The 13,649-nt window shown below is 68.3% G+C and carries 17 protein-coding genes; 8 read left to right on the top strand and 9 right to left on the bottom strand.

The window, feature by feature from the left end; genetic code table 11:
* The first annotated feature begins 109 nt into the window (after positions 1–109).
* Complete coding sequence (locus tag CRP52_RS19850) at positions 110–802, top strand: ester cyclase (protein WP_097237628.1); 693 nt, start codon at positions 110–112, stop codon at positions 800–802.
* A gap of 58 nt (positions 803–860) precedes the next feature.
* On the opposite strand, the gene CRP52_RS19845 is transcribed toward CRP52_RS19850, so the two are convergent.
* Together CRP52_RS19845 and CRP52_RS19840 are read right to left on the bottom strand one after the other, a co-directional pair.
* Entirely contained in the window at positions 861–2,108 is a 1,248-nt protein-coding gene (locus tag CRP52_RS19845; RefSeq protein WP_097237627.1) for an ATP-binding protein, read from the bottom strand.
* 83 nt (positions 2,109–2,191) lie between these two features.
* Positions 2,192–2,866, bottom strand: a complete 675-nt coding sequence (locus CRP52_RS19840) for a response regulator transcription factor (protein WP_030058577.1) — start codon at positions 2,864–2,866, stop codon at positions 2,192–2,194.
* A gap of 329 nt (positions 2,867–3,195) precedes the next feature.
* On the opposite strand from CRP52_RS19840, the gene CRP52_RS19835 reads away from it, so the two are divergent.
* Positions 3,196–4,719: a peptide MFS transporter gene (locus tag CRP52_RS19835; protein ID WP_097237626.1), complete on the top strand. Its 1,524-nt coding sequence runs from the start codon at positions 3,196–3,198 to the stop codon at positions 4,717–4,719.
* Positions 4,720–4,973: 254 nt separating this feature from the next.
* Here CRP52_RS19835 and CRP52_RS19830 read toward each other — a convergent pair whose 3' ends face one another.
* The 4 genes from CRP52_RS19830 to CRP52_RS38355 form a co-directional block, all read right to left on the bottom strand.
* A complete protein-coding gene (locus CRP52_RS19830) occupies positions 4,974–5,825 on the bottom strand; it encodes a hypothetical protein (protein WP_097237625.1) in 852 nt (283 codons plus the stop codon).
* A gap of 101 nt (positions 5,826–5,926) precedes the next feature.
* A complete protein-coding gene (locus tag CRP52_RS19825) occupies positions 5,927–6,124 on the bottom strand; it encodes a hypothetical protein (protein ID WP_097237624.1) in 198 nt (65 codons plus the stop codon).
* A 150-nt stretch (positions 6,125–6,274) separates the two neighbouring features.
* Positions 6,275–7,462, bottom strand: coding sequence for a methyltransferase domain-containing protein (locus CRP52_RS19820; protein ID WP_179852859.1), 1,188 nt, complete (start codon positions 7,460–7,462; stop codon positions 6,275–6,277).
* On the bottom strand, positions 7,459–7,608 hold the full coding sequence (locus tag CRP52_RS38355) for a hypothetical protein (RefSeq protein WP_179852858.1): 150 nt from the start codon (positions 7,606–7,608) through the stop codon (positions 7,459–7,461). The genes CRP52_RS19820 and CRP52_RS38355 overlap by 4 nt, the downstream gene beginning before the upstream one ends.
* Before the next feature lie 359 nt (positions 7,609–7,967).
* Here CRP52_RS38355 and CRP52_RS19815 point away from each other — a divergent pair, with 359 nt between their 5' ends.
* Together CRP52_RS19815 and CRP52_RS19810 are read left to right on the top strand one after the other, a co-directional pair.
* Positions 7,968–8,711, top strand: a complete 744-nt coding sequence (locus tag CRP52_RS19815; RefSeq protein WP_097237623.1) for a helix-turn-helix domain-containing protein — start codon at positions 7,968–7,970, stop codon at positions 8,709–8,711.
* 4 nt (positions 8,712–8,715) lie between these two features.
* Positions 8,716–9,186: an NUDIX domain-containing protein gene (locus CRP52_RS19810; RefSeq protein ID WP_097237622.1), complete on the top strand. Its 471-nt coding sequence runs from the start codon at positions 8,716–8,718 to the stop codon at positions 9,184–9,186.
* 54 nt (positions 9,187–9,240) lie between these two features.
* Here CRP52_RS19810 and CRP52_RS38350 read toward each other — a convergent pair whose 3' ends face one another.
* Complete coding sequence (locus CRP52_RS38350) at positions 9,241–9,612, bottom strand: hypothetical protein (RefSeq protein WP_097237621.1); 372 nt, start codon at positions 9,610–9,612, stop codon at positions 9,241–9,243.
* Entirely contained in the window at positions 9,609–9,971 is a 363-nt protein-coding gene (locus CRP52_RS19800; protein ID WP_179852857.1) for an ATP-binding protein, read from the bottom strand. The genes CRP52_RS38350 and CRP52_RS19800 overlap by 4 nt, the downstream gene beginning before the upstream one ends.
* 271 nt (positions 9,972–10,242) lie before the next feature.
* Between CRP52_RS19800 and CRP52_RS19795 the strand changes: the two genes are divergently transcribed.
* The 4 genes from CRP52_RS19795 to CRP52_RS19780 all read left to right on the top strand — a co-directional run bounded on the left by CRP52_RS19795 (position 10,243) and on the right by CRP52_RS19780 (position 12,893).
* Entirely contained in the window at positions 10,243–11,109 is an 867-nt protein-coding gene (locus tag CRP52_RS19795; RefSeq protein ID WP_097237619.1) for a helix-turn-helix domain-containing protein, read from the top strand.
* Positions 11,102–11,302, top strand: a complete 201-nt coding sequence (locus CRP52_RS19790; RefSeq protein WP_097237618.1) for a DUF397 domain-containing protein — start codon at positions 11,102–11,104, stop codon at positions 11,300–11,302. Before CRP52_RS19795 ends, CRP52_RS19790 begins: the two co-directional genes overlap by 8 nt.
* A 62-nt stretch (positions 11,303–11,364) precedes the next feature.
* A complete protein-coding gene (locus tag CRP52_RS19785) occupies positions 11,365–11,562 on the top strand; it encodes a DUF397 domain-containing protein (RefSeq protein ID WP_097240200.1) in 198 nt (65 codons plus the stop codon).
* An 80-nt stretch (positions 11,563–11,642) separates the two neighbouring features.
* Complete coding sequence (locus CRP52_RS19780) at positions 11,643–12,893, top strand: IS701 family transposase (protein ID WP_179852681.1); 1,251 nt, start codon at positions 11,643–11,645, stop codon at positions 12,891–12,893.
* A 111-nt stretch (positions 12,894–13,004) separates the two neighbouring features.
* On the opposite strand, the gene CRP52_RS19775 is transcribed toward CRP52_RS19780, so the two are convergent.
* Positions 13,005–13,631: a DUF3592 domain-containing protein gene (locus tag CRP52_RS19775; RefSeq protein ID WP_097237617.1), complete on the bottom strand. Its 627-nt coding sequence runs from the start codon at positions 13,629–13,631 to the stop codon at positions 13,005–13,007.
* Between the last annotated feature and the right edge of the window lie 18 nt (positions 13,632–13,649).

The raw sequence follows: 13,649 nt of genomic DNA, 5'->3' as shown, positions 1-13,649 counted from the left end.
GGCCTGTCCGCTGCGCTTGCCGCCTCCGGTGCCACCGGAGGACAGTGGTTACCGAGGGCGAGCACGGCGCGCGGACGACCATGGCCGAGGGGGGTCCAGGAGGCTCGCCATGACGTTCGTCCAGATCATCGACTGCAAGACCGACAAGCTCGACGACCTCAACAGGCTGATGGACACCTGGGTCGAGGCGACCCGGGGCAAGCGGACGGCCTCCCACGCGGTGGTCGGCACCGACCGTTCCGACACCAAGCACGTGGTGGAGATCGTGGAGTTCCCCTCCTACGAGGAGGCGATGAAGAACTCCGACCTGCCCGAGACCGACCGGATCTTCCGCGAGATGGTGGCGCTCTGCGACGCGCCGCCGACCTTCACCGACCTCGACGTGGTCCGCGACGCCCAGTTCAACAAGGCCACCGCCAGTCGCGTCCTGGACGAGCTGTCCCGCGGGAACCTCGACGTCATCGACGAGTGCATGACCGCGGACTACCGCGACCACGACTACGGCAGCGAGGGCGACGCGACCGGCATCCAGGCGTTCCGGGAGCGCTGCGGCGGCTACGTAGGCGCCTTCGATTTCACCTTCTCCGTCGAGAGCCAGATCGCCGAGGGCGACGAGGTGGCCACCCGGTGGACCTGGCACGCCACCCAGAAGGCCGACTTCATGGGCGTACCGAACACCGGCAAGTCCGTGGTCGGCCGCGGCACGACGACCTTCCGCTTCGAGGACGGGAAGATCTGCGAGGGCTGGTGGCAGTGGGACGTCATGAGCCTGATGCGTCAGCTCGGCGTGCTGCCGAGCTGACGGGCGCCTGACACCCGACCGCTCTCAGTCTTCGTGGCTGCGCCCGAGACCGGACCTCTCAGTCCTCGTGGCTCCGCCCCAGGAACAGCGCGAACACCGCCGGCTTCAGCGAGAGCAGTTCGAGCCGCCCGCCGTCCGCCTCCGCGAGGTCGCGGGCGACGGCGAGCCCGATGCCGGTGGAGTTGCGGCCGCTGACGGCGCGCTCGAAGACCCGGTTGCCGAGGTCCGCCGGCACGCCGGCGCCCTGGTCCTGCACCTCGACCACGACCGAGGTGCCGGACGGCCGGACCCGCAGGGTGATCGTCCCGGCGCCGTGCATCAGGGAGTTCTCGATCAGGGTGGCCAGCACCTGGGCGACCGTGCCCGGCGTCCCGACCGCGGTGATCCCGTGCAGGCCCTCCAGGGACAGCACCCGGCCCTGCTCGCGCAGCGTCGGGCCCCACTCCTCGACCTGCTGCTTGATCACCTCGTCCAGGTCGAAGGCGACGGCGGTGGGGCTGCGCGGGTCGCGCTGGGTGGTGAGCAGCCGCTGGACGACGTCGGTGAGCCGTTCGACCTGCTGGAGGGCGATGGCCGCCTCCTCCTTGACGGTCTCCGGGTCCTCGGCGACGGCGGTGATCTCCTCCAGCCGCATGGAGAGCGCGGTCAGCGGGGTGCGCAGCTGGTGCGAGGCGTCGGCGGCGAGCCTGCGCTCGGCGGTGAGCATCCGGGCGATCCGTTCGGCGCTGGTGTCCAGCACCTCGGCGACCCGGTCGAGTTCGGGCACCCCGTAGCGGCGGTCGCGCGGGCGCGGGTCGCCGGAGCCGAGCCGCTCGGCGGTCTCGGCGAGGTCGGTGAGCGGCCGGGCGAGCCGTTTGGCCTGCCAGACGGCGAGCGCCACGGCGGCCTGGACGGCCAGCAGGGCGACGACGCCGAGCAGCAGCAGGTTGTTGGCGATCTCGTGGTCGACGTCCTCGCGGGACTGCTCGACGGTGACGGTCTCGCCGCTGTTGCCGCGTTCGACGGCCTTCAGCAGGTGGTTGCCGGCCGGGCGCTCGCCGACCGAGACCACCTGCTGGCCGGGGACCTGCACCTCGACGTAGCTGCCCTCGGTGACCTGGCTCTCGAAGGCCCGCCCCTCGGTGACCGACTCGCCCGCGGCGATCCGGCTCTCGACCAGGGCGAGCACCCGGACGGCGGCCGCGTCCACCCGGTCCTGGGCCGAGTTGACGATGGTCCGCTTCTCGACCAGGGCGAGCGGCACGCAGAACACCACGACCACCACCAGGACGACGCCCAGCAGCGAGTTGATCATCCGGCGTTTCACGCTGCCGCTCCCCGTGGTGTTCCGCTGCTGTGGGCCGAGGGCCCGATCTCCGTAAGGTCCGGTCCCCGTGAGGGGCTGAGGGGCTAGTTCTTCTCGAACCGGAACCCGACGCCGCGCACGGTGGCGATGTAGCGCGGGTTGGCCGCGTCGTCGCCGAGCTTCTTGCGGAGCCAGGAGATGTGCATGTCCAGGGTCTTGGTGGAGGTCCACCAGGTGGTGTCCCAGACCTGCCGCATGATCTCCTCGCGGGTGACCACCCGGCCGGCGTCGCGGACCAGGACGCGCAGCAGCTCGAACTCCTTGGCGGAGAGGGTGAGCTCCTCGTCGCCGAGCCAGGCGCGGTGCGACTCGATGTCGATCTTCACGCCGTGCGCGCCGGTGGTGAGCTGGTCGACGTTGCCGCGCCGGAGCAGGGCCCGGACGCGGGCGAGCAGTTCGGCCAGGCGGAAGGGCTTGGTGACGTAGTCGTCGGCGCCGGCGTCCAGGCCGACCACGGTGTCCACCTCGTCCGCGCGGGCGGTGAGCACCAGGACGGGGCAGCTCTTGCCGTCGGCGCGCAGGCGGCGGCAGACCTCCAGGCCGTCCATCTCGGGCAGGCCGAGGTCGAGGACGACGAGGTCGACCTCCTCGGTGAGGCCGGCGGCCAGTGCGGTCGGACCGTCCTCGCGGACGAGCACCTCATAGCCCTCGCGTCGCAGGGCCCGGGCGAGGGGTTCGGAGATCGCCGGATCATCCTCGGCAAGCAGCACACAGGTCATGTGGTGATGGTAGTCCGCCGGGGTATGCCCGTACGCCCTGTGAGGTAGTTCACAGAGCGTGATCGTTATACAAGCATCTCATCGTGCCCAACAGGGCGTTGGCGACCGCCCGTTCGGCGAAGAATCCCCGCTTGGATCTTGAAACCGAAGGAAGACCAAGCCATCTACCATCGATAGCAGGGGAAGATCTGCCGCGAGCTTTACCATTCCCATACCTGATTCGCGGCTTTTGTCAGCCGATAAAGCCAAATACCGCCACGTAGAGTGGTTTCGTCCACGTCTGCCGCCACCCCCCTAGGCGGACGTCTTCAGGCAAGGAACCACTACACATGGCGTCTACGACCCGGGCCGCCGACATCGCGTCGGCTTCCCCCAGCGGCAAGACCTTCCTCGGCCACCCCCGAGGACTCGCCACGCTGTTCATGACCGAGATGTGGGAGCGCTTCTCCTACTACGGCATGCGCGCCCTGCTCATCTACTACCTGGTCTCCGGCGGTGCCGACGCGGCAGCCGGCAGCCAGGGCGGTGGCCTCGCCATGAAGGCGACGATGGCCACGGCCATCTACTCCGTCTACGTGTCCATGGTCTACCTCATGGCCTACCCGGGTGGCTGGTTCGGCGACCGGGTCTGGGGCGCCCGCAAGACCGTCACCGTCGCCGGTTTCGTGATCATGGCGGGCCACCTCGCGCTGGCCGTCCCGGGCCAGGCGGCGTTCTTCGTCGGCCTGCTCCTGGTCGCGGTCGGCTCCGGGCTGCTGAAGGCCAACATCTCCACGATGGTCGGCCACCTGTACAACGGCCCCGAGGACCCGCGCCGCGACGGTGGTTTCACCGTCTTCTACATGAGCATCAACCTCGGCGCCTTCGCCGCCCCGTTCATCATCGGAACGGTCGGCAAGGAGTACAACTGGCACCTGGGCTTCGCCCTGGCCGCGGTCGGCATGGGCCTCGGCCTGACCCAGTTCCTGCTGGGCACCCGCCACCTCAGCCCCAAGAGCAGCAAGGTCCCCAACCCGCTGCTGCCGGCGGAGCGCAAGAGCCTGCTGGTGAAGGTCGGCGCGGTGCTCGTCGTCGCCGCCGCCTTCTACCTGATCGTCGTCGCGGCGGGCATGTATACCCTGAACTGGGCGCTCGTCCCGCTGACCATCGCCGGTCTGCTGATCCCGGTCGCCGTGCTGGTCCGCATCAAGCGTGACAAGGACCTGAACGCGGGCGAGCAGTCCAAGATGACCGCCTACATCTGGTTCTTCGTCGCGGCCGCCGCGTTCTGGATGATCTACGACCAGGGCGGGTCCACCCTGTCCCTGTTCGCGGACAAGAGCACCGCCGACTCCGTGCTCGGCTTCGGCTTCTCGTCCACCTGGTACCAGTCGCTGAACCCGCTGTTCGTGATGGCGCTCGCGCCGGTCTTCGCCTGGCTGTGGCTGTGGCTGGCCCGCCGCAACAAGGAGCCCAACACCATCACGAAGTTCTCGATGGGCCTGCTCCTGATCGGCGCCTCGTTCTTCGTCTTCATCGTCCCGATGAACATGGCGGGCGACGGCACCAAGGTCTCCCCGATGTGGCTGGTCTCGATCTACATGATCCAGACCATCGGCGAGCTGTGCCTCTCCCCGGTCGGCCTCTCGGTCACCACCAAGATGGCGCCGCAGAAGTACGCCTCCCAGATGATGGGCGTCTGGTTCCTCGCCGTCACCGCCGGTGACTGCGCCACCAGCCTCCTCTCGCTGGCCGGCGTCAACCTCGACGGCACCGGCATCATCGCGGCCCAGGCCGCACTCGCAGCCCTCGCGGGCTTCGCGGTCTACAGCTACCGCAAGCGCGTCCAGTCGCTCATGGGCGGCGTGCACTGACGCACTGACGACCGGCTCACGACTCCGGGGCCGCCGTGGATTCCTGAGATCCACGGCGGCCCCGGTCGTTTTGTGCCTGCCGTGCCCGGCGTGACGACCGACTCCCTGCCGCGCCCCCCCATGACTCCCGACTCCGCTGAGCATCGCTACCGCTGCCCATGACGGATCTGCGCCAGGCACCGGTGGACAGCCGCAAGCCCTCGGCAGTTTCTCCCGCCGAGGGCTTGCGTGCTTCGCGGTGGCACTACCCGCAATCACCCGGTGAGTACGGGGTCCGCGCCGGTGGGCGGTCGAACGCCGGTCAGCTCGGCCGCTCGGTCGGCCAGCAAGGGGGCCAGCTCGCGATACCACCCTCGGGCAACGGCTTGCAGCATCTCGGCCAGGGCGACCAGTTCCCCGATCCGGCCGGCGGGAGTGTCGAGCACCGATGCGAACTCCGACTGGAGACGGGTCGCCACCGTGGGGACGAGCAGACTGTTGGCGTGGAGCAGACCCGGGTCGTAGCCGACGGGCACCAACCCCCAGCGCTCCCAGTCGAGCAGGGTGAGCGGGGCCGTCACATTGCCCCAGTGCAGATCAGCATGGCGGGTGACCCGCTCGACCCTCTCCGGTGCGGGAATACCGAGGAACTGTGGGAAGGCCCGCTCGATCCACCCGGACCGGACGGTGGTGCGGACTCCTTCCGCCTGGCCGAGCCGGCTCAGGGCGCGGCGCAGGCTGCTCCACCATTCGTCCGGTAGGCCGGGGTCGTGGGCGAGGTCAGCCCGATCCGGCGAGATGACCGGGTGGGTCACGTAGTCGGTGACCTCGGCCTGGTAGACGTACTCGCCCTCCGGCCAGTCGATCACGTCGTGCAGCTGTGGTCGGGGGACATCGTCCGGAACCAGGGTGGACGCGCCGACGATGCCCTCGCCCGGCTTCCGCTGCGCGTGGGCCTTGGTCGTGCAGTTGACCCGCAGCCACCGGTTGCCGGCTCGTCGCCCCATCGTCCGGCCCTGGAAACCCCAGGCCGCGGGGCCGGTACAGATCAGCCCCAGGAGCAGGGCCGCGGTGTGGTGGGCGGCCTCCATGCGAGCCTGGGTCGCCTCATCCGCCAGCGAGTTCATCAAGGATGCTCCTCAGACGTTCAGGTGCCAGGGGGACGGCCACGGCCTTGGCCGCATCGTCCCAGTGTTCCGGAGCAGGCGGAGGAGGTTGAGCAGCGTGCTCACCGTCGCGCAATCGCCTGAACGCGCAGGAAGTCGGCCCGGCCGACTTCCTGCGCCAGGCAAACCGGGACGCCGAACTCCGCGACATCCGGTTCGAGAAGTGCGACCTCACCGGAGCGCAGTTCGCCAACGTCGCCATTCAGTCCGGTGTCAGCTTCGACAACTGCACGCTGGTCGACGTCGGAGGCGCCGCACACCTCAAGGGCGCCACGGTGCGAGGCCCAGGATCCATGGAGCTGGCCCTGAGCCTCGCCAGGGAGGCCGGCATCGTATTCGAGGCGTAGGCAGCGATAGTCAATTCATCGTGTGCGTGCCCCTGGCCAGGTAGACCATCGGACGGGCCCTGCTCACGTCGCTTCGCCTCGGAGTGGCACCGGGCTCTCCGGACCGTCCAGCCACACGGTGTGGCCCTCGGGTCCGACCGTCAGGCCGAACCGGTCATAGCCGGGCCGGCCCTGGTCGTCCCACCAGCGCCAGGCGGCCTCCACCTCGTCCCAGAGGTTCCGGGGGCCGGACTGGTAGACCTCGTACTCCGTGCGGCCACGCTCGTAGTCGGCGGAGGCCCACGACCGGGTGTCCCGGCTGTAGAGCCACAACGTGTACGTGCCGTCGTCGTAGCGCTCCGCTCGCCAGAACGTCTCGGGCACGGCCGCCCCGATGACGAACTGCTCGAACCACCCGCCCGTGTCCGGAGGGGCCAGCTCGGTGGTGGTTCTCACGGCGTCAGCGGGCCACTCCTGACCGCGCAGGTAGTCCTCGAAGGGCGGCCGGTCCGTGCGTTGCTGGCGCAGCCGCATGAACGCCGAGCTCCGGGTGAACCTGCCGCTCGCGCTGGTCCCGTCGTCGTTCACGGTCAGCCGGACGATCTGCTCGCCGCCGTACTCGGTGCCGAAGGGCGCCACGATGATCCCGCCGGAGACCGACTGGGCCAGCCAAGCCGGAGGGATCTCAAGCAGGGAACAGGTGGCGATGATCCGGTCGTAGGGAGCGCCATCCGGCCAGCCCTGCCGTCCGTCGCCCTCGACTACGGTCGGAGAAAGTCCGGCCCGGTTCAGGTTCTCCCGGGCCCCGTGCGCAACGTCCGGGTCGTACTCGACGGTCACCACGTTGGCGCTGCCCAGGCGGTGGGCGAGCAGGCCGGCGTTCCACCCCGTGCCGGCGCCAACCTCAAGTACCCGGTCGCCCGGGCGCACATCGAGGTCCTGAAGCATGGAGAACACCATCGTGGGCATGGAGTTGGACGAAGTGGGGGTCGTGCCGAGTCCGTCCCCCTTGTGGTCGCCGTCATCCCACTGCGTGGTAAGCGGGATGTCCGAGTAGACCGCCCGTCGCCACACCTCCGGGTCCTGCGAGCGGTACATCACGGGTTTCTGCTTGGTGCCGTCCGCGATGCCCGGCCAGATCCGGTCAGGAACGAACAGTTCACGGGGTACCGCCTTGAAGGAGGGGAGCCAGTCCGAGGAGAGTGCGCCGCTGGCCACCAGCGCGGAGGCGAGCCCCTGGGGACCCGCCTCCTTGTGCGTCTCGCCGGTCACTTGCCGTTGCCGCCCGCCGGGGACGATCCGTCCGACGTGTTGCCACCCTCGTCGGACCCGCCGCCGCCGTGGCCGGCGCCCTTGTTGCTGTCGTCCTGCTGGCCGCCGCCCTTGCCGTCGCCGGAGCCGCCTCCGCGCTTACCCATTCTCATTTCCTCCGTGCTGGTCCGGCCCAATGGGCGGTTGCCCGTTGGGTGGTGCTACCCGTCCCGCCTTCGCCAGGCGGGACGGGGGTCTGCGAGGCCCAAGGGGACCGGTTCTCGGTCAGCGCCACGGATGGTTGGCTTCGCGCAGCCTGGCGAGCAGATCCGCCCCGCGTCACGTCCGCCACGAGGCAGCGCCGTATCCCGCGTCCTCGACGCCATGTGGCCTCCTCCCGCCGAGCTGTCACCAATTTCCGGCAGCACCCGGGACGGTGAAACCTCACGCAAAGGACACTTCAGAACGTCCCTCACGCGGTACAACGTCCCTACAAGAGACCGGACTTCGCGGAGAGACAGGCGAGATGCCGAACGAGAGACTGAAAGTCGTTATGGCCTCGGGTGGTTGGACGTGCGCCGCCCTCGCGGACAAGGCCGGCGTGGACACCAAGTCGGTTGAGCGATGGGCCAATCAGAACCGGACGCCCCGGCTGGGGACTGCCCGTCTGGCCGCAGAAGCGCTGGGAGAAGACATGTTCGCACTGTGGCCGAGCCTGCGGCAGCCACGCGCCGCAAGAACGATAAGTCCCGAGTTGGTGGCCCTCCACGAACAGCGCGCTGACTTACCGGTGTCCGTCTTCGTGGACCTGCTCGGGAAGGCAGTAGAGCGAATCGACGTTCTGGTCTACGCCGCTGTGTTTCTCCACGAGGCGTACCCACGTCTCAACGATCTGCTTCGGGAACGCGCCGCCGAGGGTTGCGCAGTCCGGATCGCACTCGGCGACCCTGACAGCGCGAACGTCAGGCAGCGCGGAGAGGAGGAGAGGTTCGGTCACGGCATCGAATCCCGGTGTCACCTTGCTCTCATGCATTACCGCCCGCTGCTCGGTACACCGGGCATTGAGATCCGCACTCACGGAACCACCCTCTACAACAGCCTCTACCGGGCAGATGGCGAAGTCCTGGTGAATGCACACGTGTGGGGGGTCAATGCCTTCGCAGCACCCGTCTGGCACCTGCGACAAACCGGCGCAGGAACGCTGTTCGACACCTATGCTGCGAGCTTCGACGCGGTATGGAACGCCGCACTACCGGCTGAGGAGAGCTGATCACGTGGCACGGACGGAGTTCTACAACGACCCCAACGCGCCTGAGCCGAACCGGCTGGTCGTGGCAGCCTCCGCAGTGGTGACGGATCCCGAAGGACGCGTCCTGCTCCAGCGACGCACCGACAACGGGCTGTATGCACTGCCGGGTGGAACGATGGATCTCGGCGAATCGCTTCCGGACACGGCCGTACGAGAGGTCCGTGAGGAAACCGGCCTCGACGTCGAAATCACCGGCCTCGTCGGCACGTACACCGACCCCCGGCACGTGATCGCCTACTCGGACGGCGAAGTCCGACAGCAGTTCAACGTCTGCTTCACCGCCCGCATCACGGGTGGCGAACTGCGGATCTCGGACGAGTCCACCGACCTTCGGTTCGTCGCCCCGAGCGACATCGAAGGGCTGCCGATGCACCATACTCAGCGCCTCCGACTTCAGCACTTCCTGGAGCGCAGGGCCATCCCCTATCTCGGCTGACGGAAGACACCCCGCGAGGCCTCGCCCCGGGGGTGAGCGAGGCCTTCGCGTGGTTCAGCGTTGGTCGTCGCGGTCCTCGGGGTGGGGGGTGTCGAGGGCCGCGAGGGCGCCGAGGGCGACGGTGGCGATGGCGAGCAGGGCGGCGAGGATCGCGCCGACGAAGAACCTCACCGGGTGCCACTCCTCGTCGTCGTCATCGTCCAGGTCTCGGAGCAGGTGGAGGAGGTTGAGCACTGTGCTCACCGGCGCGTTCCCGAAGTCGATCAGGAGGCGCCCGTCGATGGTGGTCTCCCCCGGCGAGGCGGACCCCCAGAGGAGTCCGTGCGGCAGGCCGCGCCGGTGCAACTCGCCCAGGAGGGACATGATTTGGGGCTTGGTGTAGTCGCGCATCCGGGGATCCTCCGGCAGGAAGGGGTCGCGGGTCACGCGACGGAGTCCAGCTCGTACCAGACGCTTTTGCCGCGCTTCTGCGGGTCGACGCCCCAGCGGTGGGTGAGGCCCTGCACGAGCTGGAGGCCCCGGCCGGTCTCGGAGAAGTCGGCGGGCGTCCGCTGCTGGGGCAGGGCGTCGTTCTCGTCGGAGACGGTGACCCGGAGGGTGCAGCCGAGGAGCGAGAACCAGACGACGGGCGCGGCGGTGTTGCCGTGGCGCCAGGCGTTGACGATGAGCTCCATCAGGGCGAGTTCGGCGTTGAAGATGGTCTCGGCGTCCCAGCCGTTGCGGGCGAGGACGTCCCGCAGGGCCTGCCGGGACAGGGCGAGCGAGGGGGTGTTACGGGTGCACACGGGAACCTCCACGAGGCTGTGGTGTGGGGAGAGGAGAGAAGGGACGACGGCCGTCGCCGTGAGCCAGGCCGGGGATACGGCTGCTCTGCGGCGCGCGAGGGCAGCAGGCGCCTACTGCCCTAGATGCAGGCATTACTGACGATCCGTCGGATCGAGCTGTGAACGACGATAGCGCGGTTCGCCACAGATTTGTGGCGGACTGCGAGAAGTTCCCTCTAACGTGGCAGCACCTCTGCGGCAGACTGGTCCCACGACCTGCAGAGAGGACGCCATGGCCCTTCGATCGAACCCGACTCTCCGTCAGCGTCGGCTGGGTGCCGAGCTGCGAAGGATGCGGGAGCAAGCCGGTCTCGGAGGCAGCCAGCTCGCCCGGGCGCTGGGCATCAACCCTGCCCATGTGACGCAGATGGAGAGCGGGAAGACGGGCATCAGTGTCGAACGCCTGCGCACGATCGCAGCGCTGTGCATGTGTGTAAACGAGCCTTTGATCGAGGCACTGGCAGAGATCATCACGGATCGGGACAAGGGCGGCTGGTGGGAGGAGTATCGCGGGCGCCTCGCTCAACACTTCCTAGAGATGGCCGAGATTGAATATGGCGCCCATGGGCTCTCGACATACACCATGGCCTTCATTCCGGGGTTGCTCCAGACCACCGCCTACGCCTCGGCCGTCTTCGCACGAGGCTTCCCTCGCCTTCCTCCGCACGAGGTTGACCTGAGAACTGCCTTCCGCATGAAGCGACAGCACGTGGTCCGATCCGGCAAGACTCCGTACTCCGCATACATCCATGAAGCAGCGTTGCGCATGCAGTTCAGCGGACCCAAGGTCCAAGCTGAGCAGCTTGGTAGCCTCATCGAGGACTCCGAGCGTCCCAGCATCTCTATCCGAGTGGTGCTGTTCAACGTGGATACGCTCCCGGTCAACCACGAGAACTTCACGTACCTCGAAGGCCCGATCCCTGAACTGGACACGGCGCAGATGGATTCAGGCCTGGACAGCATGCTCTATGACGCGCCGGCCCACACGGCCCAGTTTCGTTCCCTGCTCAAGCGGATCGATTCGGCGGCTCTCTCGGAGGAGGAGTCCCGAGAGTTCATTCAATCCATCAAGAAGGATATGGAAAGAAACTATGGTTAACTCTACCTGGCGCAAGTCCAGTTACTCGGCTGCGAACTCCGAATGCGTTGAGGTTCGGGCTTCTGACGGGGCGATCGAACTCCGTGAGTCCGACGACGGCGACGTCATCGTCCGAACCACCCGCTCCAAGTTCGCAAAGTTCCTCCAGGCGGCCAAGGCCGGCGAGTTCGACCACCTCACGGCCGGCGCCTGAGCGAATCGTTCCGGCGGCCTCTTGCTCCCCGCAAGAGGCCGCCGGTGACTAACCTGGCTCTCATGACCAGCTCTGTGTGGCAGAAGTCCAGTTACTCCGGCTCCAACGCTGACTGCGTCGAGGTCCGTACGATCGACGGGTTGATTGAACTCCGGGAGTCCGACGACGGCGACGTCATCGTCCGGACCGCCCGCTCCAAGTTCGCAAAGTTCCTCCAGGGCGCCAAGGCCGGCGAGTTCGACCATCTCACCACCAGCTAGTAGGGCTTGGTCAGGTCGGTGCCGTGGTGGCGTGTCCTGGGGAGTAGGTGGCGCGTTGTTGGTGTGTGACACCTGGGGAGATGGCCGAGGTCCGGGAGGACCTGGAGGCGTTCACGGCGGGGTTGTTCGAAGCGTTCACGCGTGCTGACCAGCGGCGTTGGGGGCAGGCGTACGTGCGTGGGCTGCTCCTGGACGGCAAGCGGAAGTCGGTGGAGCCGATGGCCGCGCGGCTCGGGGAGGACGGAAACCGGCAGGCTCTCGCGCACTTCGTCACGACAAGCCCCTGGGATCCGGCGCATGTCCGGGCCCGTTTGTCCTGGAGGATGCAGGACGCCATCGATCCGACCGCGCTGATCATCGACGACACGGGGTTCCTCAAGGACGGCGACGCGTCGGCGTGTGTGTCGCGGCAGTACACCGGAACCGCGGGCAAGGTCACCAACTGCCAAGTGGGCGTCTCGCTCCACTTGGCCCGTGACCACGCCTCGGCGCCGGTCAACTGGCGGCTGTTCCTCCCCGCGTCCTGGGACCCCGAATCGACGAAGGCCGACCCGGACAAGGTCGCCCGGCGAGACCGGTGCGGCATCCCCGCAGGCCTGGGCCACGTGGAGAAGTGGCAGCTGGCCCTGGACATGATCGACGAGACCCGGTGCTGGGGTGTCCACGTCCCGCTCGCCATCGCCGACGCCGGATACGGCGACGCCGCGGCCTTCCGCCTCGGCCTCCAGCAACGCGGCCTGCACTACGTGCTGGGGATCTCCACCACGCCGACCGCGCACCCTGCCGAAGCCCGGCCCGTCACGCCCGCCTACAGCGGCACCGGCCGGCCGCCGGTGGCGAAGTACCCGGACAAGGCCCGCAGTGTGAAGGACCTGGCCATCGCTGCCGGGCCGAAAGCGGCCAGGCCGGTGTCGTGGCGGGAGGGGTCGCGCCCAGGCAAGGCGAAGAGCGGCTTCAAGCGGATGTATTCGCGCTTCGTGGCGCTGCGGATCCGCCCGGCCGGACGCGAGATCCGCGACGCCACCGAGGGCGTGGAGCTGGCCGAGTGCTGGCTGCTGGCCGAATGGCCCGCCAAGGAAGCCGAGCCGGTCCAGTTCTGGCTCTCGAACCTGCCCGCCGACACCCCGCTGACCACTCTGGTGCGAATGGCCAAGCTCCGCTGGCGGATCGAGCACGACTACCGGGAGATGAAACAGGCCCTCGGCCTGGCCCACTTCGAGGGCCGCACGTTCACCGGCTGGCATCACCACGTCACGCTCGTCTCTCTCGCCCACGCGTTCTGCACCCTGCGCAGACTGGCCACCGCCCCAAAAGACGCGGGGCCGGCCTGAGCCTCTACCAAGTCGTCCGCGAGCTCCAGATCCTTCTGGCGACCTGGGCCGGCGCCTGCCCCACCTGCCACCGCGACATACCCACACGAAAACAGACCTGACCAAGCCCTACTAGGACCTGACAGTGATGTCGGGGAATCCATCGGGGCAGACCAGCGTGGTGGCGTTCCCGTCGCCGGTGCAGACGATGTCGCTAGGGAGGCTACCGCCGGGCAGCGGCACGCTGCGTCCGGTGGGGAGAGGGCGGGTGGGCAGGTCGTGGCTGCCGGAGGCGATTTCGAAGCCGCTGACGGCGAAAGCCGCGCCGACGCCGGCGAAGAACAGGCCCACCAGCGCCGCCACGGCGAACCCGGTCTTGGCTCCCGACCGGCCCCGATCGGCGGTTACCGCCCGGTGCGGCATGTCGGGCAGGTACCGCACCGGCACGTGGTCGCCCACCACGCGCGGTACGCCGCTGGAGTCTTCGAAGCGGATGTCCCGGCCGTCCGCGGTGCGGAAGCCGATGATCACGTGCCGGACCGCGCGGGTGCGCCGGTCGGAGGAATCCGATCCCGATACCCGTTCCTGTGTCACGTACGTCTCCAGGCAACGTGCCTCCGCCGCGAGTCCGACCGCCAGGATCCGTTCCCGCATCCGGGCCTTGCGCGCTGCGGTGATCGGTAGCGCCAGCCCGCCGCAGATCACCAAGAGCCCGATGAAGCCGAAGACGTACCCGATGACGTTGCCGTCGTCAGACATATCCACCCCCCGTGAACG

This window comes from Streptomyces sp. 1331.2 (genome assembly GCF_900199205.1).
GTDB lineage: Bacteria > Actinomycetota > Actinomycetes > Streptomycetales > Streptomycetaceae > Kitasatospora.
This window is presented reverse-complemented; position numbering and strand designations above follow the sequence as displayed.